We start from the raw sequence: 25,164 nt of genomic DNA, 5'->3' as shown, positions 1-25,164 counted from the left end.
TCAACACACCCATCCGCCCACCCCCCCCCCCTCGCCCCGCCATCACCCCCGCCCGCACGCGCCGCCCACGCCAGCGCAAGCCGGAGCCGACGATCACCAGCATCAGCCAGCAACCTGCCGCACTGGAAGTTGCCACAGCCCCCAAGGGCAGCAACGAAGACAGCACCACGGCACGCCTGCCGGCCAGCTACCCATATCGCACCCGCATGCGACGCCAGGAATACGAAAAGGCCAAGCATGCGCTGCAGATCGAGCTGCTGAAGGTGCAGAGCTGGGTGAAGGAGACCGGCCAGCGCATCGTGGTCCTGTTCGAAGGGCGGGACGCCGCGGGCAAAGGCGGTACCATCAAGCGCTTCATGGAGCACCTGAACCCACGCGGCGCACGCATCGTGGCCCTGGAGAAGCCTTCTGAGCAGGAACAGGGCCAGTGGTATTTCCAGCGCTATATCCAGCACCTGCCCACGGCGGGTGAAATGGTGTTCTTCGACCGCTCCTGGTACAACCGCGCCGGGGTCGAGAAGGTAATGGAGTTCTGCACGCCGCTGCAGTACCTGGAATTCATGCGCCAAGCGCCGGACCTTGAACGCATGCTGTGCAACAGCGGCATCCTGCTGTTCAAGTACTGGTTCTCGGTAAACCGCGAAGAGCAGCTGCGCCGCTTCATCTCGCGCCGCGACGACCCGCTCAAGCACTGGAAACTGTCGCCCATCGACATCAAGTCGCTGGACAAGTGGGACGACTACACCAGCGCCAAGGAAGCGATGTTCTTCCACACCGACACCGCCGATGCGCCGTGGACGGTGATCAAGTCCGATGACAAGAAGCGGGCCCGGATCAACTGCATCCGGCATTTTTTGCATCAGCTGGATTACCCGGGCAAGGACCACAGCGTAGCGCATGCGCCGGATGCGCTGCTGGTAGGCAGGGCCTCACGCGGCTTCGAGGAAGACGAGCCGACCGCCCAGCCTGCCTGAAGGACCTAGAAGTTGGCCAAGGCGCTGCAATAGTCCGCTTTGCGCCTGGTCACTTCCTCGGCCTTGTCCAGGCGCTTGAGTGTGCCGCCACAAGCACTGTAGCCGTGCACCACCAGCTCGTAGTCGGCGCCTTTTTCCGGCACGAACGAGAACATCCCCAGGCAGTTCCGCACACTGTTGTAACCGGCGGAGCGGCCACCGTCGAGAAAATGCAGGGTAAATGGCTTGCCTGCGGGCACCAGGACCTCGCTTACCGCATCACCCGCCTGGGCGGGTGCACCAGCAGGCATGCCAAGGGTTTCGCCGTTACGGTCGGCAAAGCCCTTGGTTGGCACGGCGATCACCCCCGCCCCGGGGCTGTACCAGTCCACGCAGTCCTTTTCCGGCACCGCGCGCACCATGCCGTCGGCGACCACCCGTAAGCGCGCTGTGTCGCCGACGCTGGGTGAGCCGTAGGGGGTGTTGAAGGACTTGACCGCGGCAATGTTGCCACAGCCGGCCAGGGTAGCGGCCAGCAGGCCGAGCAAGACGGGTGTTTTCATCCGTGAATGTCCTATGGGCGAATGCCGAATGTCCGGCAGCCTGGCTCAGACCCGCCAATGCCGCTTGGGTTTCACTGCCATCTGCGATTCAATACGCACTTTTCAAGCATCACCCAAGGACTCTAGCCCCATGGCCACCCCTACCAAGCAACAGAAACGCGCCAAGCGCGCCGCCAGCAAGGCCAAGCAGAACCGCATGGTACGTAGCGGCCAGGCCGTCAAAGCCAGCGCCGGTGACAGCGCCAGCGTCGAGCAGGTGTACAACAAGGCCATGGAGTCGGGCAGCTACGACGCGATGTTCAGCAAGATGAAGGAAGCCCAGGAAAGCGGTGGCCTGGTGCCGATGATTTCGGTGTTCCTGGTGGACCCGCTGCTGGCGCTGGTGCTCAAGGGGCACAAGGAAGAACACGCCACCGACTACATTGTGCTGGTGTTCAACGCCTACCGCGCGTGGCTGGACGGCGCCAACGAAGAGGCGACCATGGCCTGGCTGGAGAGTGATGAGTTCCAGGCGGCCTATGTGGCGGCCTCGGAGCTGGTGGCCAAGCAGCAGCAACAGCAGAAGCAGTTTGGCTGACAGCGCCAATTAACCTGTTCTGGCCTATTCGCGGGTGAACCCGCTCCTACACAGGCCGCCGCAGACCTACAGGCATGCGATGCCCGTTGTAGGAGCGGGTTCACCCGCGAATAGGCCGGAACAGGCAACAAAAAAGGCCGCGCCCCTCTCAGGACGCGGCCTTTTCATTGCAGCCAGCGCGGATCAGTTATCCAGCGCCACCCGCCCGGCAGCTTCACGCTTGCGGTGCACCAGCAAGCCAGCCGCTACCACACCAATGCTCAGCAGCGCAGTCGCGATGATCTCGGCACGGTGGTCCTCACGCAGCGCCATCACCACCAGAATGGCAACGATGAAGGCAATGGTCGCCCAAGTCAGGCCCGGGAACAGCCACATCTTGAAGGTGATCTTCTCGCCACGGGCTTCACGCTGGGCACGCATGCGCAGCTGCGAAATGGCAATCACCAGGTACACCAGCAGGGCAATGGCGCCAGAACTGGCCAGCAGGAACTCGAATACCTGCGCCGGGGCCACGAAGTTGGCGAATACGCAGAGGAACGCCGCTGCAGTGGAGAGCAAGACCGCCACATGCGGCGTCGCCGCCTTGGTGGTGCGCTGGGCAATGGCCGGCGCGTCGCCACGCTTGCTCAGCGAGAACAGCATGCGCGAAGAGGTGTACAGCGCCGAGTTCAGGCAGCTGGTCACGGCGATCAGCACGACGATGTCGACGATCAGCTTGGCATTCGGCACGCCGATGCGGCTGAGCACAGTCTGGTACGAGCCGGTTTCAGCCAGCGCCGGGTCGTTCCACGGCACAAGGGCCACGACCAGGAAGATCGACACCAGGTAGAACAGGCAGATACGCCAGATCACCGAGTTGGTGGCGCGGCTGATCTGCTTGCCCGGGTCCTTGGACTCGGCGGCAGCAATGGTGACGATTTCTGTACCCATGAACGAGAACATGGTGGTCAGCATGGCCGCCAGTACTGCGCCCAGGCCATTAGGCATGAAGCCCTGGGTATCGAACAGGTGGCTGGCACCACTTACCTGGCTGCTCGGTACAAAGCCGAACATGGCAGCGCAGCCTACGGCGATGAAGCCGATGATCGCCAGCACCTTGAGCAGGGCGAACCAGAACTCGAACTCGCCGTAGTTCTTCACGCTGCACAGGTTGGTGAGGGTCAGCGCCAGGGTAATGATGAGGGAGAAGGCCCACAGGTCAACCGCCGGGAACCAGGCATGCAGGATGGCCGCCGCGGCGTTGGCCTCCAGCGGAATCACCAGCACCCAGAACCACCAATACAGCCAGCCAATGGTGAAACCGGCCCAACGCCCGATGGCGCGGTCGGCATACGTAGAGAAAGAGCCGGTGTCGGGCGACGCGACCGCCATTTCACCCAGCATGCGCATTACCAGCACGACCAGCGTACCGGCAGCGGCGTAAGCCAGCAGCACGGCCGGGCCGGCCGCTGCGATGGCGTGGCCGGAGCCTACGAACAGGCCGGCACCGATAACGCCAGCGATGGACAGCATGGTCACATGCCGTTGTTTGAGCCCCTGAGCGAGGTCATTGGAATTGTTACCGCTCATTGAAACTACCTTTGTAAGGAGTGGACCACTCCGACTGCGGGAACAAAGCGCGCCAGGGGTTGGACTAGGCGTCGCTGCAATCGGCGGTTTCCTACTGGCAATTAGCGCGCCATGTGCTGAATGCATTCGTCAGAAAATTCTGCGGGCCTTTTAGCACGCGGTTTGGAGGGCTTTCGGCCAAGTGCTGACCGAAAGGCCGCCAAAACATCGGATTACTGAAATACCCACTTACAAACGCACCAAAGGTGCTCCCTGGTAACACCTTCGCACCAGCGCAATGCAAAAAAGTGCAACCTGTGGGTACAACCCATGGCCTCATGAAGGCCTTCGCGGGTGACCCCGCGCCTACACAACGCGCTTGGCCTTGAGGTCAGGTTTCATCCGTGAATGGTCTAAAACCGCTTCCATGAGCACGCCAAAGGTGGCACCATCGCGCCTTTTTTCATCAAGGCTCTGGTGCTGGGCGAGACCTTCGCGGACATCCGCGCGACGTTACGCTGTAGCGATGCGACAAACTGCCCCACCAGCGCCCAGAGTCCCCGGCGACCCTGTTGGCCGTCATAATGCCGCTATGCTAGCTTGGCGCACGCCAGGAAGGCCGCCAACAGCTGGGAACGCACCCGAACACATGAGGACCGCACATGGCTCAGGCCACGCCCGCGCTGGAAATCCGCAATCTGCACAAACGCTACGGCGAGCAGGAAATTCTCAAGGGTATTTCGCTGACCGCTCGCGACGGTGACGTGATCTCCATCCTGGGGTCGTCCGGCTCCGGCAAGTCCACCCTGCTACGCTGCATCAACCTGCTCGAGAACCCGCACCAGGGCGAAATCCTGGTGGCCGGCGAAGCCCTCAAGCTCAAGGCCGCCAAAAACGGCGACCTGATCGCCGCCGACAACCGCCAGATCAACCGCCTGCGCAGCGAAATCGGCTTTGTCTTCCAGAACTTCAACCTGTGGCCGCACATGTCGATCCTCGACAACATCATCGAGGCGCCACGCCGCGTGCTCGGCCAAAGCAAGGCCGAGGCCATCGAAGCCGCCGAAGCGCTGCTGAACAAGGTCGGCATCTACGACAAGCGCCACAGTTACCCCGCCCAGCTTTCCGGTGGCCAGCAACAGCGCGCCGCCATTGCCCGTACCCTGGCCATGAAGCCCAAGGTCATCCTGTTCGACGAGCCGACTTCGGCACTCGACCCGGAAATGGTCCAGGAAGTGCTTAACGTTATCCGCGCATTGGCCGACGAAGGCCGTACCATGCTGCTGGTAACGCACGAAATGAGCTTTGCCCGCCATGTGTCCAGCGAAGTCGTCTTCCTGCACCAGGGCCTGGTAGAAGAGCAGGGATCGCCGCAACAGGTCTTCGAAAGCCCGACCTCGGCGCGTTGCAAGCAATTCATGTCCAGCCACCGCTAACGGAGCAATACATGCACACTTACAAGAAGTTCCTCCTGGCAGCTGCTGCCACGCTGGTGATGTCGGCAAACGCCATGGCCGCAGAAAAACTGCGCATGGGTATCGAAGCCGCCTACCCACCGTTCAACAACAAGGATGCCAGCGGTAACGTGGTTGGTTTCGACAAGGACATCGGCGACGCCCTGTGCGCCAAGATGAAAGTCGAGTGCTCGGTCGTCACCTCCGACTGGGACGGCATCATCCCGGCCCTGAACGCCAAGAAGTTCGACTTCCTGGTGTCGTCGCTGTCGATCACCGACGAGCGCAAGCAGGCTGTCGACTTCACCGAACCGTACTACTCGAACAAGCTGCAGTTCATTGCCCCGAAGAACGTCGACTTCAAGACCGACAAGGCCTCGCTGAAAGGCAAGGTTATCGGTACCCAGCGCGCCACCCTGGCCGGCACCTACCTTGAAGACAACTTCCCGGGCGTCGACATCAAGCTGTACGACACCCAGGAAAACGCCTACCTCGACCTGGTGTCCGGTCGCATCGACGGCATCCTGGCCGACAAGTACGTGCAGTACGAGTGGCTGAAGAGCAAAGACGGCTCGAATTTCGAGTTCAAGGGCGAGCCGGTGATGGACAGCGACAAGATCGGCATTGCCGTGCGCAAGGGTGACACCAAGCTGCGCGACGACCTGAACAAAGCCCTGGCAGAAATCAAGGCCGACGGTACGTACAAGAAGATCAACGACAAGTACTTCCCGTTCAGCATCGAATGATCCGCCCTGACCTGCGCGCCCCTGCGGCGCGCAAGTCCCTAGAATGACCTGCCCATGAATATCGACCTGCACGGATTCGGTCCGGCCATGATGGCCGGCACCCTGATGACCGTAAAACTGGCGCTTTGCGCCTTGCTGCTGGGCCTGGTTTTGGGCCTGCTTGGCGCCTTGGCCAAGACCTCCCCGATCAAGCCGCTGCAATGGCTTGGCGGCTTCTACTCGACCCTGGTTCGCGGCGTGCCCGAACTGCTGTGGGTTCTGCTTATCTATTTCGGCACCGTCGGGCTGATGAACAGCCTGGGCGAAGCACTGAACATGCCGGGCCTGGAACTGAGCGCCTTTGCCGCGGGCGTAATCGCCCTGGGCCTGTGCTTTGGCGCCTACGCCACCGAAGTGTTCCGGGGGGCCATCCTGGCGATCCCCAAGGGCCACCGTGAGGCCGGCCTGGCGCTGGGCCTGTCCAAGGGGCGCATCCTCTCGCGGATCATCCTGCCGCAAATGTGGCGCATCGCCCTGCCCGGCCTTGGCAACCTGTTCATGATCCTGATGAAGGACACCGCGCTGGTGTCGGTGATCGGCCTGGAAGAAATCATGCGTCACTCGCAAATCGGCGTGACCGTGACCAAAGAGCCGTTCACCTTCTACATGGTCGCGGCCTGCATCTACCTGAGCCTGACCGTTATCGCCATGACCGGCATGCACTTCATGGAAAAACGCGCCGCTCGCGGCTTTGCGAGGGCCGAATAATGAATTGGGAAGTCATCTTCAAATGGCTGCCACGCCTGGCCGAGGGTGCGGTGCTGACCCTGGAGCTGGTGGCCATTGCCGTGGTTGCCGGGTTGATCCTGGCCATCCCGCTGGGCATCGCCCGCTCCTCGCGCCACTGGTACGTGCGCGCGGTGCCGTTCAGCTATATCTTCTTCTTCCGTGGTACGCCGCTGCTGGTGCAATTGTTTTTGGTCTACTACGGCCTGGCGCAGTTCGATGCCGTGCGTTCGAGCTCGCTGTGGCCGTACCTGCGCGATCCGTTCTGGTGCACCGTGCTGACCATGACCCTGCACACCGCCGCCTATATCGCCGAGATTTTGCGTGGCGCGCTGCAGTCCATCCCCAAGGGTGAGATTGAGGCAGCACGGGCCCTGGGCATGTCGCGGGGCAAGGCACTGTTCTACATCATGCTGCCGCGCGCTGCCCGCATCGGCCTGCCGGCGTACAGCAACGAAGTGATCCTGATGCTCAAGGCCAGCGCCCTGGCCAGTACCGTGACCCTGCTGGAACTGACCGGCATGGCCCGTACCATCATTGCCCGCACCTACCTGCCGGTGGAAATCTTCTTTGCTGCTGGCGTGTTCTACCTGGTGATCTCGTTCCTGCTGGTGCAGGGCTTCAAGCTGCTGGAGCGCTGGTTACGCGTGGATGCCTGCCAGGGTCGCTGATAGCTCACTGACTGCTTCGCGGGCACGCCCGCTCCCACAGGTACATCACAGGCCTCGAAACCTGTGCTAATCCTGTGTGAGCGGGTTCACCCGCGAAGAGGCCCTTAAAACCGATACACTTCTTCTCATGCCCAGCCACCTCCACAGCCACCACCTGAACACCCGCTTCCAGGCTCTCGACCAATTCCTGATCGAGCACCAACCGCTGTGGAAACCGCGCCCTTTCACCACCCTGCAACTGGGCTGGGAAACCACACACCCCGAGCTCGCCGCCCACTTGCGCCAGTCCTCCCTGGCAGATGCAGAAAACCCCGACGCTGCTGATTTGTTGCCCACCCCGTTCCCGCAACTGGCCCGGCAAGCCCAACAGCTAGCCGCCCTCGGCAATCTCCCGGCAACCGACCTGCCGCCCGCCGCCCACCGCCTGGACGTAGCCGTCCCCGGCCGCAAATGGCAGCAGATCGAAGCCTTCGCCAGCCACCTTGCCTTCCGCAACCAACCCCGCCACTGGCTGGACTGGTGCTCCGGCAAGGGCCACCTCGGCCGCCGCCTGCTGCAACCCGGCCAACGGCTGACCTGCCTGGAATACGACGCCGAACTGGTCGCCGCCGGCCAGACCCTGAGCACGCACCACCACCTCCCTGCGCAGCACGTGCACCAGGATGTGATGGCCAGCGACAGCGCCCGCCACCTTGATGGTGCAAAAAGCGTGGTAGCCCTGCACGCCTGTGGCGACCTGCATGTACACCTGATGCAACTGGCCAGCCAGCAAGGCTGCCGGCAACTGGCCGTGGCGCCGTGCTGCTACAACCGCATTGCAGCGCAGCACTACCAGCCGTTATCCACAGCCGCGCAGGCGTCAGCCCTGCAACTGTCACTGGACGACCTTGGCTTACCCCTGAGCGAAACCGTCACCGCCGGCGCCCGCGTGCGGCGCCAGCGCGACACCTCGATGGCCCGCCGCTTGGGGTTTGACCTGCTGCAACGCCAGCAGCGCCAGGCCGACGACTACCTGCCGACCCCTTCGCTGCCAGTGGCCTGGCTGGAGAAGCCGTTTGAGCAATACTGCCGCGACCTGGCTGAGCTCAAGCAACTGCCGCTGCACGGCAAACCGGACTGGGCAGCACTGGAAGCCGCCGGCTGGCAACGTCTGGCCGAGGTACGCAACCTGGAGCGCGTGCGCAATCTGTTCCGTCGGCCACTGGAGCTGTGGCTGGTACTCGATCGCGCCCTGTTCCTCGAAGAACAAGGCTACGACGTCCAGCTGGGCCTGTTCTGCGACTATCCACTGACCCCGCGCAACCTGCTGATCCTGGCTGAACGCGACCGTTAGCCGCAGCACAACCTGTGGATAACTCTGTGAACAAGCTTGTGATTACCTGTTGGAGCCAAGCGCTATTTCAAACGCTTGGCTTATTCCGGCTCGTAGGTCAAGCCCAGTAAAAACAGGCGTTTGCGCAAAGACCAGCGGCGTAGCGACTCGGCATGCCTTTCGCGCAAGACGTCAATGCTACTTGTGCATAAACATTTCTTGTGGTTGGCAATACTCCTGCAATCGCGCTCTTCTGTAGGAGCGGCCTTGCGTCGCGAAAGGGCTGCAAAGCAGCCCCGGCAATCTCTGCCAAAACGCCAAAACCGGGGGCCGCTGCGCGCCCCATCGCGACACAAGGCCGCTCCTACAAGGACCGCGTCAGTGCGCCTTGTTCTTGGCAATCTCGATATCGTTCATCAGCGCCTTGGCCATGTCGCACAGGTAGTCCGCCGCGCCGAGGAATTTATGGTCATCTTCCATATCCCCCTCGCGCACAAGGTGCTTGATATAGCCCATCAGGATCGAGACATGCTCATAGGCAGCATCGACCGGGACGCCGGGCTCGACGCGCAACAAATTGAGGGATGGGTTACCGGCGGCGAGGAAGGTTTCTACGCCTGCGGTGGTGATTGGCTCGAGAATATCTTTGTTCATGGCAAAACCTTGTTCTGAGGAAGGGGACTGCCAGAAATCTTTCTCACGGATTTAGGGTGGCAGCCGTACGCAGGGTGAGAAACCGAGTGAACAAGTAAGCCCCGGCCAGGCCAAAGCCTGCCCGCGTACGACCACCATTGAGTGGTAGTGCTTGTCCAAAGAAGGGTTCTCACACCCGGTCGCCAGAGCGACCCGAAAAAGGTATCCGTGAGCCACTTCCCCGACAACAGCGATACTTCGGCGGCACGCGTAGGATACTTCCGAAGCGTCCAAACCCTGAAGCTTTAAGGCCCCAGGTTCAGAATCTTCGTACGGCTGCCGGCCCTTTCGCGGGTAAACCCGCTCCCACAGCATCTCTGCAGGTCCTGAAGCTTGTGTGGGACCTGTGGGAGCGGGTTCACCCGCGAAGAGGCCCGCTCAGGCAACACAAGGCTAATGCCCAACGACCGCAACGGTGTATCATCCACCCCCCAAATCATTAAAAAGCGAGTCGCGCGCTGCCTGCCAGCCCTGCGACCTTCTGGCGTTGCGCCAGATTCGACACTGGACCCACACCGTGACCCAAGCCAAACCCCTCGCCCTGCTGACCTTCGCCCTGGCCCTCACCGCCTGCGCCAGCCACCCAGCGCCCCACCCTGGCAGCAGCCTCGGCTGGAACCACCCCGGCATGCAACTGGGCGGCGACAACGGCCTGCCCCTGCGCACCGAAACCCCGTGCCGCAAGCGCGGCTGCGACAACGACAAGCTGTTCTTCAACCCGGGCAAAAGCGAGCCAAACGTCAACACCATCCACCGCGGCTGGTAAGAAAATTCTTCTTTTGGGCCGGTGACTTAGCCATTTTTCGAACATTCGCAACGAAGTGGTTTACAGGCGCCAAACGATCGCTATAATGACGCCCCATTGCCGGTATAGCTCAGATGGTAGAGCAACTGACTTGTAATCAGTAGGTCCCGGGTTCGATTCCTGGTGCCGGCACCATTCAAGGTTCCATAGAAAGCTTTCAAAATCTCTGGAACCCCCGAAAAACCCGCCTTCTGGCGGTTTTTTTCGTTTTGGCGTTCCGTCGGATTCCGAGGGTAGCCAGCGCTAATAAGGGTACTTTTAAGGATACCTACCAATTCGACATTGGAAAGTACCCTTATGGCTCGCACAACGGCTCCCCTTACCGACAACGCCTGCCGCACTGCAAAGGCTCGCGAACGTGAGTACAAGCTTTTTGACGGCGATGGCCTTTACCTGCTCGTGAAGCCCAATGGTCGTAAAGGCTGGCGGCTCAGGTACGTGAAACCCGATGGCCGCGAGGGCCTGACCTCACTTGGCAACTATCCAGTGTTCGGGCTGGCTGACGCTCGCCACAAGCGCTTCGAGCTCAAACAGCAGCTCGCCAACGGCATTGACCCTATCCAGTCCAAGCAGCAAGCCAAGGTGCAAGCCGTCATCAATGGCCGAACCTTCGAAAGCGTTGCGCTCGATTGGTATGCCGGGATGGTGCCGAAGTGGGCGCCGGGCCACGCTAAGACTGTGCTCAGCCGGTTGAAGACTCACGTATTCCCTTTGTTAGGTGCCAGGGCAATCGTTGAGTTGGACACCCACGACCTCATGCAGCCACTGGAGGCTGTGACGAAGCGCGGCACCATCGACGTGGCGCTCAGGATCAAGAACTACCTGCAAAGCATCATGCGCGAAGCCAAACGGCTGCGACTGATCACGGCGAACCCGGCTCACGATCTCGATGGCTCGATCAAAACGCCACGGGTTACACATCGACCCGCACTACCCTTATCGCGGTTGCCTGAGCTACAGGCGCGTATCGACGGCTACAAAGGTCGTCCGCTCACGCGCCTCACAGTGATGCTATCGCTGCACGTGTTCGTGCGCTCCAGTGAACTGCGCTTCGCCCGCTGGAACGAGTTCGACCTCAAGCGCGGCATCTGGGAAATCCCCGATACCCGCCCGGCGCTGGATGGTGTGCCGTTTTCCACAAGGGGTACAAAGATGGCCGGGGACATCCACGTTGTACCCTTATCGCCGCAGGCAGTGGCCTTGCTTGAGCAGATCCACGCGATCACCGGCAAGTTCGAGCTGGTGTTCGCGGGGGATGCCAAACCGTGGAAGCCGATGTCCGAGAACACGGTGAATGCCGCGCTCAGGACGATGGGCTACGACACCAAGGTGGATATCTGCGGTCATGGGTTCCGAGCTATGGCGTGCAGTGCGCTGGTCGAGTCCGGGCTGTGGTCAGAGATAGCGATCGAGCGGCAGATGAGCCACAAGGAACGCAACAACGTTCGGGCCGCTTATACCCACAAGGCCGAGTTCCTCGAAGAGCGCCGGATGATCATGACCTGGTGGAGCCGGTTTCTGGAGGCGAACCGCGAGGACCATGTGACGCCGCATGAGTTTGCCAAGCAGACGGGCGAGAACGTCACGCGCCTTCGCAGTGCCAAGAGGACCGAGTAACCCGCCGCACCACCACCTCAACTAGCTGTGAAGTTACCCACAGCACCGCATGAAGCTCCTCCGCGCGGGTCCTTTCAAACGGGGCTGCAAAGCCGCCCCGTTTGAAAGGACCATACCTAAGAAAAAAACTGCTGGCACAGCTTACGTCTGTGGAAAACCACTGATGTCCACTGGGGGATAGTTTTATCCACAGGCGCTAAATCCCTGAAATCGCTTTGCTTGACGAACATTGTCCACAGGCGTAGACCGGGAGTTGCAAACGCTGTCGATGACAGCACCCCAGGTGACCCGAACCTTAAAGGTCACGCCGCTCTGGCGGTGGTTCTCCCCAAGGGCGATTCGCATCCGGCAGCTCGCCCGGTCACTACCCATGTGATGGATGCTCTTACACATAAAGCGCTCGTGCGCCAGATGCTCCGTACCTCGCTGCCCTGCAGCAACCTATCCGCTTGGCCGAATACTGCGCCAACCTGTGCCCGTCTCTTTTCCTGAAAAGAGACGGGCACTTCTACCACTGCTGCAGCCCTGATCGCACGTGGCTTTGCGGCATTCCCCCTCGTGACAATCGGCGTGACAAACGCCGATGTCACCAGCAACAGCCATGTAGATGATGGTGCCGCAGATCAGGGAATGGACTGCACCTGACTGACAGTCAGGCATGCCCCGGTCATCGCATTGCTGCGTTCACCCGGCTCAGGATCTTCAGGCGCTGGTCTCGTCAGCCAGTGCTGCCTCCACCCGCCCACCGGTAACGGTGCTCAGGAGGCCAGATCATGAGATGCCCTTGCTCCCGGACGTAAGGAGCCGCCAGTCCCGCGTAGAGGACATTCCCCACAGGTCGCAGGGGCCTTGATCCCTGATAACACTCAGCATTCTTGGCGGGATGACGTGGGGATAGGCAATCAAATGATCCAAAAAACTCGCTAGGGCGTAGTGCTGCCAGCGCTGCATAGGATGTAACATGCATATTTTCGATAGAGCGGTCGCTGAATGCAGGCACAGGAAAAAAAGAAGCGACACGGCCAGTATTTCACTGACGCAGCCTATGGATCGCTTCTCGTGAATCGTTTCCAAGAGGATGCCGTGAGTGTCGCCTTGGAGCTAGGGGTGGGAGGTGGAGCCCTGCTTTCAGCTGTCAACGGTCGTTGGCCTGATGCACGCTGCATATCAGTGGATATAGATCCAATGCTTTCGCGCTCGCCTTTTTACCAGCCTCAAGATCACCACCATTACTGCGCCGATGCATTGAGTCCACAGCTTGAGGAGCTCATCGGCCTGCCCAGCGGAGTCGCGGACTTAGCCGTTTGCAACCCCCCGTTCATCGCTGCAGATTGGAAGCCGAATTTTTCCACGCTACTTAGTCGCGCAGGGTTCCCAGTACCGAGCAAGGCATTGAAAGTTGGAGCGGACATTTTATTTCTTGCCCAAAACTTATGGCTCCTTAAAGATAAAGGGCAGCTGGGAATAATAATACCGTCTGGCATAATTTCTGGCGAACGCAACTACGCAATTAGAGACGCGCTACTATCACAACATTGCATTACCGAAATCGTTGAACTGCCCGATAATGCTTTTAAGGGAACCGAAGTAAAAACATTCATTCTCAACTTAGAGAAGAATAAGCCAGGAACAAAAAAAATAGCGCTGTATCGATGCAACAAAGACGGTTGCATGGAGCATCCAATTTGGATTTCTCAAGAAGAAGCCAAAAGCAGAATGGACTATAGCTACTACAAGTGGCGAAGTCACAGCAAAAAAAATGTACCAAAACAGAGCATTCCCACACTCACTGTATTGAGAGGCAGCGTTACAACCAGCGAAGCACTCAAAAATGAATGGCGCATTTTTCACACCACTGATCTAAAGGATCAGACCATTCCTGGCGAAGTAAATTTTTCTGAAGAGCTATCTAGCAACGCAAAGCTTTCAAACAAAGTGATAGCCAAGGCTGGCGACATTTTAATACCGCGCGTAGGGAGAAACATCCTAAGTGGCATTAGAATTGTCAAAAGTGGACTTGCCCCGATCAGCGACTGCTTATACGTTCTCCGCACCGATAATCGACCTGCCGAGAAACTATACAGAGCTCTTACTTCAGAAGACGGGCAGTCTTGGCTTCAAGCACATATCCACGGCGCCTGTGCAAAATTCATAACGAAAAATGATTTAGAAAACTTCCCTTTTTAGATCGAGAATTAGAAACATGGACGTACCACCAACTGACAACACAAAACTCAAAGAAATAATACGAAAACTTTGCGCCACTAAGATTCGCAACCCGCTTACAATGGAGCGGGTAAGAACATGGCTGAAACAATTCAAAAGCCAAGAAGAGCAAACCTTGGCACTACTTATTGTAAAGAATCTTATATTCAGAAATTCCGCTCAGATTGAGTCATCACTCCGACAGGCGCTGAAAGAGGCCGCACTCCATTTTGAGCCCCCAGAGAAATCAGAAGCGGGTTACAACTGGAAAGAAGTACTTTCGAACAAAAAGCCCCTACGCAGCAATAGATATTTTTATTTTGCCCCACCAATTATGACCGAAGGAACAACTCCTCCTGGAAAAAGTGGTGAGCTAATCGCACGATCACTACACTCCAACTTCGGAATTGACAAGAGCTATCAGACTTACTGCAACAGCAGAAAGCTCCCAGAAGATGAATACTTATTGATTGTTGACGATGGATCCTTTTCAGGATCTCAGATATCACAAACTTTAGTACAATGCGGCGACCTAATGCGAAATCACGAGAGAGGCGGAATTGTCCTTGCTATCGCTCATGAAGAAGCTATAAAGCGTCTCGCAAAAGATTTCCCCAACGTAAAAGTATTTTACGGGGAGCTACTCACGGAAAAAGACAATTTTAAAAAAGTTTGCGAACTTTGGATTGAAAATAAAATCTGGCCGTACGATCATGTGGATCCCTACGACCTATATTTGAGCACACTGGCTCGTGCAGACATGTCCGATGCCGGCATGGGTGGGTTGATGGTAGTTTACGAACATGGAATACCCGACAATACTCTTCCGTTGCTATGGAAGCGCTCCGCAAACTGGGAACCTCTATTCGAGAGATAATTATGCAGCCAATAATCGATCACTCAATATTAGCTAAAACCCGTGCGGAAGAGCATGCAGCTGACGTATGGGGGAAATTTTTCGTTCCGCCTTATTTCGATAGCCTTTCACTTAAAGATGCAACAAAGTCGACTTATTTGGTCGGAAAGCGCGGTTGTGGCAAAACCATGCTACTCAAGTATCTCGACTACCATACGCTTTTCTCTCCTAACCGGCTGCAGATACCCCCAAGCGAAATTGAGCACATCGGGATCTACTGGCGCGTCGATACTCAATTTTGCAATTCCATGAGATTGCGTGGCATTGAGGAAGCCGAATGGACTACCATTTTCAATTGTTATTTCTCGCTTGCCATCGCCGGAGAAATAGTCCGCTCTCTAAGAAGTATTTCTCAAAGCTCATACGCTGAGTTTAGCCAACAAGACTTAGAAAATTTAACATTTCCATCTGCAGAAGATTACTCTTTTCCATCTAACCCTGAAGAATTGGAAAGAGCGCTAGACAAAACAAGAAAAGCGTTTAGCCTATGGATTTCAAATCTATCCACAGCTCCGCGCCCGCTTCTACCACCTGGCAAAGACTTTTTAGACTCGTTGATTTCGGATATTAGAAAAGCATCAGGCCTAACCAAAAGCTGCTTTTATATCTACATTGATGAAGTTGAAAATTTAGTACCCTATCAAAGGCGAGTGCTAAATACATATCTACGACATAGCCAGCAACCGCTCATTGTTAACTTCACCTCAAAAGAATTATCCGACGAAAATCGAACCACCGGCAAAGAGTCAATTACTGCAACTAATGACTACAACTTGTGTTACATCGATAATCTAATGGATGACACGGAAAGGTCTTGCTTCTTCGCTGAGGTATTCCTCGCAAACCTCGACCTAGCTGCTGGCAAACAAGATTCCAACCTCTTGCTTTTGGTCCGCGACCAAAACTCTTTAGAGAGTCGTCGCGAGAAAGCCTACAAAAACAATGTTATTGATGAAATAAGAAAGCGATTTCCAACAAAAGAGCATAAACAATTTGCAGTAGATGCCTTTGAAACAGACCGCATCAAAAATATTCTACGCGAACGCATTGAAAAGGCCCTTTCGAGAAAGCAAACAAAACTAGATGTAGATAATTTCTTAAAGCCAGACTACCTCGCTGAAGCAAAGGTTATCTTACCAGCGCTACTCAACCGAAATACAAATTCCGCAGAGTTTGTTCTTGAGGAGCTTGAGAAATACTGCAATGCTGAAGAAAGCAAATTTTCAAACTGGATCCACAATAACTTGTTTGGTTCCATCTTGGAACTTTACAGACCTTACAGAACATACTGCCCCTTATATAGTGGATTCGATACATTCATATCGATGTCCAACAAAAATCTTCGCCACTTCTTGATTCTTTCCTACAAAGTACTAGAAATGAGTGAGCTGGAGGATGAGGGTACAGACATATTCTCGATTGAGATCCAGGCACGAGCCGCATATGAGGCTGCCGACCAATTAATTCGGGAAATAAAGACATTCGGTGAGTCTGGAGAGCAATTGCGCAGCTTTGTTCTCCGTTTGGGGAATGTGTTTAGAACACTTCAGTCTGCCCCTAGTATGAGTGAACCAGAGCAAAACCAATTCACTATAAACTCAGGTAATAGGTCACTCGACGCAGGAGAAATGTCATTCATTTCCGAAGCACTGAAGTATGCAATCCTCATTGAAATGTTGGAAACGAAAGCCAAAAGCGCTGTAAGCACAGACATCACTGACTTTCAGTTAAATCCGATTTATTCGCCTTACTTTATGATTAGCTACCGTCGTAAACGCAAGGTAGACTTTTCAGTTGAAGATTTTCACACGTTATCAATGGGCACCGAGGACAAGTACAACGAGCTTGCGGTATCGCTTTATAGAAAATCTGAACAGCAAGATAATCTCCAGCTCGGGCTTGGGTTATGACAACGACAATACTCACTACTCGCTATAGCGATGCCAAAGACGTAGAACTGCCCAAAGGCTGCGTTTTACTACATGGCGTTTCGCTAGATGAGCGAGGAGATATCGCGTTATTGCTAGATAAGTCTACGGCCTCTGAAAGGTTGAAAGTTTCATATTCATACGAAACCATGAGACTTGAAGTTGGCACCCAGGAAACCAGTGCTGACATATCTGAAGAAGTCATCAAAGACTATATCGGTGCACCAATTGTATTTGAAGCAACAACACTAGGACTTGCCGAACTCTTCTGCACGATACGCTCGGTGATAAATTTGGGCGTTAAAGAGTTCGACATAATTTATGGTGAGCCGGCAGACTATACTCCAGTGCATCCTGGGGGTGATTCTTTTGCATTATCCAATAAAATAGTTGGATATAGACCTATTCCTAATGCGGTGGTTGATTTATCAAGCGAGAATGTTGAGGCAGGCGTATTTTTCTTGGGCTATGAGCCCGAGAGGCTTGAGCGTGCGCTTGAAGAATACCAGATGATTTCTTCAAAGGAGATCAAAGTCGTCTTTGGTGTGCCCGCATTTAAACCAGGATGGGAACTAAATTCTTTCATCCCGCACCTCCCAAGCTTAAGCGAAAAATCTTTCGATATAGCCTACTGCGCCGCCAATGATCCGAGCGCAGCATACGAATTGCTTGAGAAAACTAAAAACTCGTTATCCGAAGAAAGCCAAATGTTTATTGCGCCTATTGGTACAAAACCATGTGGCGTGGCAACAGCTTTATTCGCTAGCTTGAATCAAAATCGGGTAGGGATTTTATACGACCATCCTGAAAAAAAATCTAAACGCTCAAGTGGCGTAGGCACCTGGCACAAATTTACTGTCATAATCTCTTAAGGATTTCATAACCATGAAAAAGCCTAACGACAGCCAAATTGAGACAATGCTTGACCTTCAGTACAAGCTCAATGCACTAGTAGATCGCGACTGGCTGACAAAAAAATTTCCGTACCTGCGAGCCGCTTTTGTAGAGTCAGCAGAGGCATTAGATCACTACGGATGGAAATGGTGGAAAAAACAAACTTCAGATATCCCTCAAGTCCAGATTGAGATCTCTGACATCTTGCACTTCTATCTTTCCGATTTACTGATAAGCACTTCCGGCGATATCAAATCAGCCACAAAACTAATGGCAACCGAATGCAACGATCTTAGCCAAACTTTAAATATAGGCGAAATTGAATTTGACCTAAGCTCAGTCGAAACTCAAACGCTTTTTGAGCTACTCGCTGCAACCTCAGTCATCAGGCAACGCAGCTTCAATATCCTACAAAAGATAATGGAGAAGTGCGAACTAGACTGGAACTCTTTATATGTTGGCTATGTTTCTAAAAATATACTTAACATTTTTAGACAGAACAATGGCTATAAAGATGGTAGTTATCAGAAAATATGGCATGGCAGAGAAGATAATGAACACCTCTATGACATCATATCTAAACTAGACGCATCTTCTTCTACCTTCTCTCAAGAGATTCTCAAAGAGCTCGATCTAAAGTACAAATCCATTGGCTGACCGTGCGCCAATAACTGCCACCGTCAGACGGCACTGTCTCTAAAGGATAGTTTTAGGGATAGTGCCAATTATCGAAATTCTAAAAAGCTACCTGAATCAGCATAATATTGATGAATTCGACTCCTGGTGCCGCACCATACGCAATACTCAAAAGGCTCACCGAAAGGTGGGCCTTTTTTGTTTCCGGCATCGCAAACCCCACGTCATTCCCGCCTAGGCTCGCGTTGAATCAAGGCTTCGAAGCCAACACCCTCGGTATACATGCGCCGTCGTGTGCTGCCTGCTCTGGTCTCATTGCGCCGGCAAACCGCCTCCCACAAGCACCCCACAAAGCCTGAGGTCAATGCGATCGGTGTAGGAGCTGGCTTGCCTGCGATGGGCTGCGCTGCAGCCCCAGCAATCCCAAAGAAGACACCACTCTCCGCAGTTGGCGGTGATAGAAATGTTGCGCGCTATGAGCCCGAAACATCGTGTTTCTTTCGCCCGCTCAAACGAGTTCGGGCTCAAACGCGCAGGCTGAAGGTCGCCTGGGTCTGGTTTTCGCGGGGGGACCACAACCCTTGCCCCATCGATGTCCTCACCGGTGGATTCCCCTGCCAGGTCATCAGTGTGGCTGAGAGCCGGGAAAGCAAACCGAGCCAGCCGCGGTCTGCGCGGAGACCGCGGCGGCCTGCCTTGGGAAGTCATACGAATCCTCAAACAAACTCACCTCACTGGGTGGTGCTTGAGAACGTCGTTAACCTGCTCGCCTAGCTTAACCCTTTACCTCGCTCAGGCTGTAAATCAAACTTTACCTAACCATTAAAAAGCCCCAGACCGCATTTAGTACGAAGGGGCTTTGGGCACACTGCTTTAAGCATTTAAAACTAAGCTATTTTTTCTCATCAGAAAACGTCGCTTCTTTATGTACAGAAAAATCAAACCTTTCTTTAAACTGCGCCCTGCATAAAAAACTCGACCGGAACCTTAAAGAAATCAGCAAAACCTTTTATTTGGGCAACCGTCATTTTTCTTTTGTTGTTCAGTATTTCAGAAACAGCACTTTGCGTTGCAATACCAGACAAGTCTTTTTGTTTGACCCCCCTATCCGAAATCAGAAACGCGAGCGCTTCAGACTGGGAGGATTGAGGTATCAACACCGTTTCAGCTTCGTACTCATACACTCGATCAGCAACCAGCTCCGCAAAACGTGCTGCTGCGTGATCTTCACTATCCGCATGAGAGTAGAGTTCATCAATTACCGCCATCCGTCCCCGCAAGTCATCATCATCTTCAATAGGATCATGACATGCAGATAACAACTTGGACATTGTGGCTATCTGATCACTCAGACCATCAAGCATTGGTGAAATATTAGCTATGAAGGAATCTAGTCCACCGGCTTCGATTTTATCACGCTTCATCTTGTCACCTATAATTGCATCATACATAAATAGAGCTGACCTTCCTGATCAGCTACTTAACATCACTTCTGCACCACTTGTCATATCCGGCGTGAGGCAGAATGTCCTTCATGTAAATGGTGCCAGTTCGCGTGTTGATCCACGCGATGATTCGACACTCATTTTTCTTGATATCAAAGACATAGATATCAAGAGGTCCTTTTTTGCTCGTAGGCCTCAGCTTAGAGTGAGGGATGCGATCAACGTTCCATCCTGAGGCGGTGCCCCAAACGTCACGAATCTGCTCAAAGGACTCAAACCGAAGAGGCGGCCTGTCAAAGGTGGTCAGCCACAAGTTCAGTGGCTCTTTCCACTGGCTATACGTTTCAATGGCTTGTGCAACCGCCGTCTTTGTTACCACTCGCATATTGTTGGTCTCCGGCGTCCTTACACGCAGAGAACATTATCGCAAATCCAGATATCTGTCAAACAGATATCGGTACTGCAGATAAATCATGTCTAACGAGCTTAGGCGGCATCAGCAACAGCACCATGCCTAGGCCATGAAGGTGACCACCGGGATGTCGTCACACTTGACCGCGCCCCCTCTCGCAACACCTTGTCATCCCCAACCACCCCCAGCTAAGATGCGACGAATTCTCATCCGCATTCCTATCTGAACCCAAGGCCCGCAGTGTCCTCACCACCCGCTCCGCCTTCCGCGCCCACAGATATCCAGTCCCTCTACACCGAGCACCACGCCTGGCTCGTCGACTGGCTGCGCAAGCGCTTGCGCCAAGGTGACAATGCTGCAGACCTGGCCCAGGACACGTTCGTCAACGTCTTGTGCAAGCCCGACCGCCTCAAGGACGTACATCAGCCCCGCGCCTGGCTGAGCACCATCGCCCGGGCCCTGGTAATAGACCGCGCCCGTCGCGACCGGGTGGAAAGGGCCTACCTGGACGCAATCGCCCATTTGCCTGAAGCCTTGGTGCCCTCGCCCGAAGCCCAGATGATCCTGCTGGAGACACTGGCCAGGGTGGATGCCCTGCTCGACGGCTTACCGCCCAAGGTGCGCAAGGCGTTCCTGCTGTCGCGCCTGGACGGCCTGGGCTACAAGGAAATCGCCCTGCAACTGGGTGTCAGCCTGCGGTCGGTGGAAAGCTACATGGCCAAGGCCATCCGCCACTGTTACTTCGCTACCTTATGACCAGTGCAGCCCGCCCCGACTTGCCGGACGACGTGCTCGACGAGGCGATCATGTGGATGGTGCGCCTGCATTCCGGCTACGCCGACGCGCAGGCGATGCAGGGTTGTCTGCATTGGCGCAAGCTGCATCCGTTGCATGAAGCGGCCTGGCAGGCGCTGCAGAGCAATGAATCAACGCTCAGCAACCTCGCCAACCTGTCGGGCGTGCCCGGGGGCGTCGCCCACGACACGCTGGAGCGCATGCAGCATCGGCAGGTGGGCCGCAGGCGGCTGCTTCAGGTGTTAGGTGCCGGCCTGATCATTGGCGCGACGGGCTGGCACGGCCAGGACACGGTCAGGCGCTGGGGCGCGGACTACAGCACCGCCGTCGGCCAGCGGCGAAAGGTGATGCTCGCCGACGGCACCCGGTTGCAGCTCAATACCAACAGCGCCGTCGATGTGGTGTTCAGCAACAGCCAGCGGCTGATCAAGCTGTTGCAGGGCGAGATCTTCATCGACACGGGCCCTGACGACGGCGCGCCCAACGGCCGGCGCAGCTTCTGGGTGCACACCGCCCAAGCGCGGCTACAGGCGCTGGGGACTGCTTTCGCAGTGCGCCAGGATGCTTCCACTACGCGGCTTGCCGTCGAGCACAGCAAAGTGGCCATCCATCTCGCCACGCAGCAGCAAGTGGTTTCGGCAGGTGAGCAGTATGCGATCAGCGCTGGGAGCTGCGTGAAACTACCAGCTGGCGAAATGGATGCCAGTGCCTGGACGCGGGGCCAACTGGTGGCTCGCAGCCTGTCGATGCAGGCGCTGGTCAGCGAACTGGCGCGCTATCAGCGGGGCTGGTTGGGCTGTGCGCCAGAGGTGGCCGGGCTGAAGGTTTCCGGGGTGTTCCAGCTCGATAATATCGACCTGGCCCTGGATGCACTGGCGGGCTCGATGCCGGTGAAGGTCGAGCGCGTGACCAGGCTGTGGCGTCGCGTTGTCGCGCGTTGAGCATTTTCTGCAAGAAAAACGCGTTTCACGCTGCGGGTTTTTCCGAGCACTTCGGCTAACAGGGAAAAGACCCTGCCAACGAATGGAGCTCGATCTACATGTCATCTGCGTTCTCACCCCGCCCTGTACCCAAAACCCGCCTTGCGATTGCGCTGCGTGGCGCGTTGCTTGCCGGCGCTACCTGCGTCGCGTTGCCGATTTGCTCAGTACACGCCGAACAGAACGCAGTACGTCATTACGACCTGCCCGCAAGCACGCTGGAGCAATCGCTTAATGCGTTCGCACAGGCGGCTTCGATCAATTTGTCGTTTGACCCTGCGCTGGTGCGTGGCAAGTATGCAACCGCCCTGCACGGCGGTTACACCGTGGAACAGGGCCTGAACCTGCTGCTGCTGGGCTCGGGCCTGGGGGCAAGCCAGGCGGCCAACGGCAACTGGATGCTGGACCCGGTAGCCACCACCACCGGTGGCACGGCGCTGGAGCTGGGCAGCACGCTGGTCAGCGGCCAGGGCATGGGCGAGATGACCGAGAACACCGGGTCGTACACCTCGGGGGCGGTGAGCGTGGGTTCCAAGACCCCGACCAGCCTGCGCTACACGCCCCAGTCGGTGTCGGTGCTGTCCAGCCAGCTTATCGAAGACCGCAGCGTTACCAGCCTGCAGGATGCGCTGAAGATGGCCCCTGGGGTGACGGTGCAGAAAACCACCAGCGACACCTACGAGTTCTACTCGCGCGGTTTCAACATCGACAGCATCCAGATCGACGGCGCCGCGCCCATGGCGTTGTCGTCGGTGGCCACCAGCTTCTACTCGCGCCGGCTGTACAACCTTGTCGAATTCGACCATGTAGAGGTATTGCGTGGTTCGGGGGCGTTGTTTGGCGGCGTGGGCGACCCGGGCGGTGTAATCAACCTGGTGCGCAAGCGCCCGCTGTCAGACTTTCAGTTGAAGTTCGAGGCCGCCGCCGGCTCCTGGGACAATTATCGCTCGCAAATCGACGTGACCGGCCCACTGACCGAAAGTGGCAACGTACGTGGCCGCGTGGTGACAGCCTACAACGACCGCCAGTACTTCACGGACCGCCTGGCCACTCAGAAACCTACAATCTACGGGGTATTCGAAGTAGACCTGGGGCCGCAGACCATTTTCACCCTGGGCGGCATGTACGAAAGCACCCACTCCAACTCATCGCTGGGCCTGCCGCGTTACAGCAACGGTGCAGATATCGGGCTGCCACGGCATACCAACTTTGGGCAGAACTGGTCGTACATGGACAATATCTCTCAGGAGATCTTTACCAAGGTCGACCATTACTTCGACAACGACTGGAAGCTGAACGTCTCGTATACCAACACCCGCGATGCGGGCAAGGCACTGGCCGCAGTGTCGGGCAATGCCGTCAACCCAGTGACGATGAGCGGGCCTGTGTGGCGTGCCAGCTATAACGTTTACTCAACCAGCCAGGATCTGATCGACAGCAACTTGTCCGGCAGTTTCGATGCCTTTGGTCGCGAGCATCAGTTTGTGGTGGGTAGCGACTACCAGCGTGTCACCAGCCGCTGGCAGGGTGCGGGGGCGTTCACCGGCACCGGCGTGCCCATCGACATCTACGACCCGGGGTACTGGAAGCCCACCACGATTTCGCTGGAGACCCCGCGTGACTACAGCCCCAACACGCAGGAACAGTACGGGATGTACGGGCGCCTGACCCTGCAAGTGACTGACCCGCTGAAAGTCATACTGGGTGGCCGGGCGGCCCGTTACCACTTCCAGCAGATCTATACCAACGCTGGGGTGGTGCAAAGCAACATCGACATGCGTGAGCCTACGCGCTTCGTGCCTTACTTTGGCGCAATCTACGACCTTGATCAGCAATGGTCGCTGTATGGCAGCTATTCGAAAATCTTCAAGCCCCAGCAAAGCTACCTGTTCGGGCCGGAAAACAGTAACCAGGTGCTGGAGCCGCTGGTCGGCCATACCTCCGAAGTGGGCATCAAGGGTGAACTGCTCGATGGCCGCCTGAATACCAGCCTTGCCGTTTTCTACACCAAGCGCAAGAACGGCGCGATACGCGACACCACCTACGAGTCCAAAGACACACTGTATGGGGGCAGCTGCTGCTGGTTGAACCAGGGTGAGGTGATCAGCAAGGGCATCGAGCTTGAAGCCACGGGCGAAATCCTTGAAGGCTGGAACCTGATGACCAGCTATGTGTACAACTACAACAAGAACGAGAACACCAACAAAGGGCTGAACACGATCACGCCCAAGCATCAATTCAAGGTATGGACGACTTACCAGTTACCAGGGGAGTTCTCGGACTGGACCGTGGGCGGTGGCGCTGATATGCAAAGCGCCACGTATGTGAGTGGTGAAACAGTGCGGGTGGATGGCAATGGCAACGTTGTGCAGCAGAAAATCCCGTTCGACTACAAGCAAAGTGGCTATGCGGTATGGAATGCACTGCTGAAGTACCGCGTGGACGATCACTGGACCGTGTCGCTGAACGCCAACAACCTGTTCGACAAGAAGTACTACCAGACCGTATCAAGCGCAGCGAACGGCAATTTCTATGGTGACCCACGCAATTACATGCTGACCCTGAGGGGCACATTCTAGCCGCAACGAAGGCCGGGCATGCAACCAGCAGCGAATCCAGCTGCTGGTTAGCCGAAAACCCGGTATCGCGCGGGTTGCGAGCCTGAAACCGAAAGCGACAAATCGTAAGCCTTTTTGTCAAAACTCAACTGAATACCGATTGCATGCAAGCAGTGTAGCAACAGCAACTCATTCAATTCTGGAAGACTAATTATGGTTGATTCCTGTCTTTTTCCCGCTGAGGCAATTCCTCCACGGCACAAGCAAGCCTTCCTGAAGAACTCGATCAATGACACCATCTTCAATGCTGCCCACATAAGTAGCGCCCAGTCGAAATTCAAAGGAAATACCTCCTTTTCCAGATAATTCCCTTACCGCACCGATCAACGCTTCCACGTCCTCCAGATTCTTGAAGTCGACACCATGAGGCAGTTTTTCCGGTGGCAGAGCTGAGTAAATCTCCAGCATCCCTCCTACTACCTCCAAGCCATTCTCATCTATCTCGTCAACCCGGGTTGGCGGCGCAATGCTCCATACCCTTGACGCAGCAAGCTCACTCACAAGCTGGTGTACATCAGACCTGATTGACTGATCCAGACCCTGAGCCACGTAGAAAATAAAATTCTGTTTCGCATGATCTAGCAGTATGCCATGCACTACCCAGTTCCTTTCTTCGGGGCGTTATTTACGC

Annotated in this window: 23 protein-coding genes and 1 tRNA gene; 18 read left to right on the top strand and 6 right to left on the bottom strand. The window is 56.0% G+C overall.

Annotated features, from left to right (window positions below; genetic code table 11):
- The first annotated feature begins 101 nt into the window (after nt 1-101).
- Nucleotides 102-974: a polyphosphate kinase 2 gene (gene ppk2 / locus IAE39_RS14070; RefSeq protein WP_201203360.1), complete on the top strand. Its 873-nt coding sequence runs from the start codon at nt 102-104 to the stop codon at nt 972-974.
- A 5-nt stretch (nt 975-979) separates the two neighbouring features.
- Here ppk2 and IAE39_RS14065 read toward each other — a convergent pair whose 3' ends face one another.
- Nucleotides 980-1,516: a hypothetical protein gene (locus IAE39_RS14065; RefSeq protein WP_201203358.1), complete on the bottom strand. Its 537-nt coding sequence runs from the start codon at nt 1,514-1,516 to the stop codon at nt 980-982.
- Nucleotides 1,517-1,646: 130 nt separating this feature from the next.
- On the opposite strand from IAE39_RS14065, the gene IAE39_RS14060 reads away from it, so the two are divergent.
- On the top strand, nt 1,647-2,093 hold the full coding sequence (locus tag IAE39_RS14060) for a hypothetical protein (protein WP_201203357.1): 447 nt from the start codon (nt 1,647-1,649) through the stop codon (nt 2,091-2,093).
- Between the two features lie 183 nt (nt 2,094-2,276).
- On the opposite strand, the gene gabP is transcribed toward IAE39_RS14060, so the two are convergent.
- Nucleotides 2,277-3,662 (bottom strand): GABA permease, encoded by a 1,386-nt coding sequence (gene gabP / locus IAE39_RS14055; protein WP_201203356.1) that lies wholly within the window; start codon nt 3,660-3,662, stop codon nt 2,277-2,279.
- Between the two features lie 641 nt (nt 3,663-4,303).
- Here gabP and IAE39_RS14050 point away from each other — a divergent pair.
- From IAE39_RS14050 to IAE39_RS14030, 5 genes are all read left to right on the top strand, one after another.
- Nucleotides 4,304-5,077 carry an ABC transporter ATP-binding protein gene (locus IAE39_RS14050; protein WP_201203349.1) on the top strand — a complete coding sequence of 258 codons (774 nt, stop codon included), beginning with the start codon at nt 4,304-4,306 and terminating at the stop codon, nt 5,075-5,077.
- A gap of 11 nt (nt 5,078-5,088) precedes the next feature.
- Nucleotides 5,089-5,841, top strand: coding sequence for an ABC transporter substrate-binding protein (locus tag IAE39_RS14045; protein WP_201203346.1), 753 nt, complete (start codon nt 5,089-5,091; stop codon nt 5,839-5,841).
- A 54-nt stretch (nt 5,842-5,895) separates the two neighbouring features.
- Nucleotides 5,896-6,588: an ABC transporter permease gene (locus tag IAE39_RS14040; RefSeq protein ID WP_201203345.1), complete on the top strand. Its 693-nt coding sequence runs from the start codon at nt 5,896-5,898 to the stop codon at nt 6,586-6,588.
- Complete coding sequence (locus tag IAE39_RS14035; RefSeq protein ID WP_016497592.1) at nt 6,588-7,277, top strand: ABC transporter permease; 690 nt, start codon at nt 6,588-6,590, stop codon at nt 7,275-7,277. The genes IAE39_RS14040 and IAE39_RS14035 overlap by 1 nt, the downstream gene beginning before the upstream one ends.
- 127 nt (nt 7,278-7,404) lie before the next feature.
- Nucleotides 7,405-8,610, top strand: coding sequence for a methyltransferase (locus tag IAE39_RS14030; RefSeq protein WP_201203344.1), 1,206 nt, complete (start codon nt 7,405-7,407; stop codon nt 8,608-8,610).
- 357 nt (nt 8,611-8,967) lie between these two features.
- On the opposite strand, the gene IAE39_RS14025 is transcribed toward IAE39_RS14030, so the two are convergent.
- Complete coding sequence (locus IAE39_RS14025) at nt 8,968-9,243, bottom strand: DUF3077 domain-containing protein (protein WP_201203343.1); 276 nt, start codon at nt 9,241-9,243, stop codon at nt 8,968-8,970.
- 556 nt (nt 9,244-9,799) lie between these two features.
- On the opposite strand from IAE39_RS14025, the gene IAE39_RS14020 reads away from it, so the two are divergent.
- The 8 genes from IAE39_RS14020 to IAE39_RS13985 all read left to right on the top strand — a co-directional run bounded on the left by IAE39_RS14020 (nt 9,800) and on the right by IAE39_RS13985 (nt 18,304).
- A complete protein-coding gene (locus tag IAE39_RS14020; protein WP_201203341.1) occupies nt 9,800-10,048 on the top strand; it encodes a hypothetical protein in 249 nt (82 codons plus the stop codon).
- 98 nt (nt 10,049-10,146) lie between these two features.
- Nucleotides 10,147-10,222, top strand: a tRNA-Thr gene (locus IAE39_RS14015).
- A 162-nt stretch (nt 10,223-10,384) separates the two neighbouring features.
- A complete protein-coding gene (locus IAE39_RS14010) occupies nt 10,385-11,704 on the top strand; it encodes a tyrosine-type recombinase/integrase (protein ID WP_201203340.1) in 1,320 nt (439 codons plus the stop codon).
- 990 nt (nt 11,705-12,694) lie between these two features.
- On the top strand, nt 12,695-13,891 hold the full coding sequence (locus IAE39_RS14005) for an N-6 DNA methylase (protein WP_201203339.1): 1,197 nt from the start codon (nt 12,695-12,697) through the stop codon (nt 13,889-13,891).
- 16 nt (nt 13,892-13,907) lie between these two features.
- The gene (locus IAE39_RS14000; protein ID WP_201203335.1) at nt 13,908-14,786 is read left to right on the top strand and encodes a phosphoribosyltransferase-like protein; all 879 of its coding nucleotides are present in this window, start codon (nt 13,908-13,910) and stop codon (nt 14,784-14,786) included.
- A gap of 2 nt (nt 14,787-14,788) precedes the next feature.
- A complete protein-coding gene (locus IAE39_RS13995; RefSeq protein WP_201203333.1) occupies nt 14,789-16,735 on the top strand; it encodes an ORC-CDC6 family AAA ATPase in 1,947 nt (648 codons plus the stop codon).
- On the top strand, nt 16,732-17,625 hold the full coding sequence (locus IAE39_RS13990; RefSeq protein ID WP_201203331.1) for a hypothetical protein: 894 nt from the start codon (nt 16,732-16,734) through the stop codon (nt 17,623-17,625). Before IAE39_RS13995 ends, IAE39_RS13990 begins: the two co-directional genes overlap by 4 nt.
- Nucleotides 17,626-17,638: 13 nt before the next feature.
- Complete coding sequence (locus IAE39_RS13985) at nt 17,639-18,304, top strand: dUTP diphosphatase (RefSeq protein ID WP_201203329.1); 666 nt, start codon at nt 17,639-17,641, stop codon at nt 18,302-18,304.
- 929 nt (nt 18,305-19,233) lie between these two features.
- Here IAE39_RS13985 and IAE39_RS13975 read toward each other — a convergent pair.
- Both IAE39_RS13975 and IAE39_RS13970 read right to left on the bottom strand, forming a co-directional pair.
- On the bottom strand, nt 19,234-19,707 hold the full coding sequence (locus IAE39_RS13975; RefSeq protein ID WP_201203320.1) for a helix-turn-helix domain-containing protein: 474 nt from the start codon (nt 19,705-19,707) through the stop codon (nt 19,234-19,236).
- Nucleotides 19,708-19,759: 52 nt separating this feature from the next.
- Entirely contained in the window at nt 19,760-20,113 is a 354-nt protein-coding gene (locus IAE39_RS13970) for a type II toxin-antitoxin system HigB family toxin (RefSeq protein WP_201203313.1), read from the bottom strand.
- A 267-nt stretch (nt 20,114-20,380) separates the two neighbouring features.
- Here IAE39_RS13970 and IAE39_RS13965 point away from each other — a divergent pair, with 267 nt between their 5' ends.
- The 3 genes from IAE39_RS13965 (at nt 20,381) to IAE39_RS13955 (ending at nt 24,494) form a co-directional block, all read left to right on the top strand.
- Nucleotides 20,381-20,896 (top strand): sigma-70 family RNA polymerase sigma factor, encoded by a 516-nt coding sequence (locus IAE39_RS13965; RefSeq protein WP_201203312.1) that lies wholly within the window; start codon nt 20,381-20,383, stop codon nt 20,894-20,896.
- The gene (locus tag IAE39_RS13960; protein ID WP_201203304.1) at nt 20,893-21,876 is read left to right on the top strand and encodes a FecR domain-containing protein; all 984 of its coding nucleotides are present in this window, start codon (nt 20,893-20,895) and stop codon (nt 21,874-21,876) included. The genes IAE39_RS13965 and IAE39_RS13960 overlap by 4 nt, the downstream gene beginning before the upstream one ends.
- 98 nt (nt 21,877-21,974) lie before the next feature.
- Nucleotides 21,975-24,494, top strand: a complete 2,520-nt coding sequence (locus tag IAE39_RS13955) for a TonB-dependent siderophore receptor (RefSeq protein WP_201203302.1) — start codon at nt 21,975-21,977, stop codon at nt 24,492-24,494.
- A gap of 186 nt (nt 24,495-24,680) precedes the next feature.
- Here the strand turns inward: IAE39_RS13955 and IAE39_RS13950 are convergent, their stop codons facing one another.
- Nucleotides 24,681-25,130 carry a hypothetical protein gene (locus IAE39_RS13950; RefSeq protein WP_201203300.1) on the bottom strand — a complete coding sequence of 150 codons (450 nt, stop codon included), beginning with the start codon at nt 25,128-25,130 and terminating at the stop codon, nt 24,681-24,683.
- Nucleotides 25,131-25,164 lie beyond the last annotated feature (34 nt).

Source organism: Pseudomonas sp. S37, from assembly GCF_016658545.1.
In the GTDB taxonomy this organism is placed as follows: domain Bacteria; phylum Pseudomonadota; class Gammaproteobacteria; order Pseudomonadales; family Pseudomonadaceae; genus Aquipseudomonas.
Note: the sequence above shows the minus strand (reverse complement) of the source record. Positions and strands in the feature narration are given on the sequence as shown.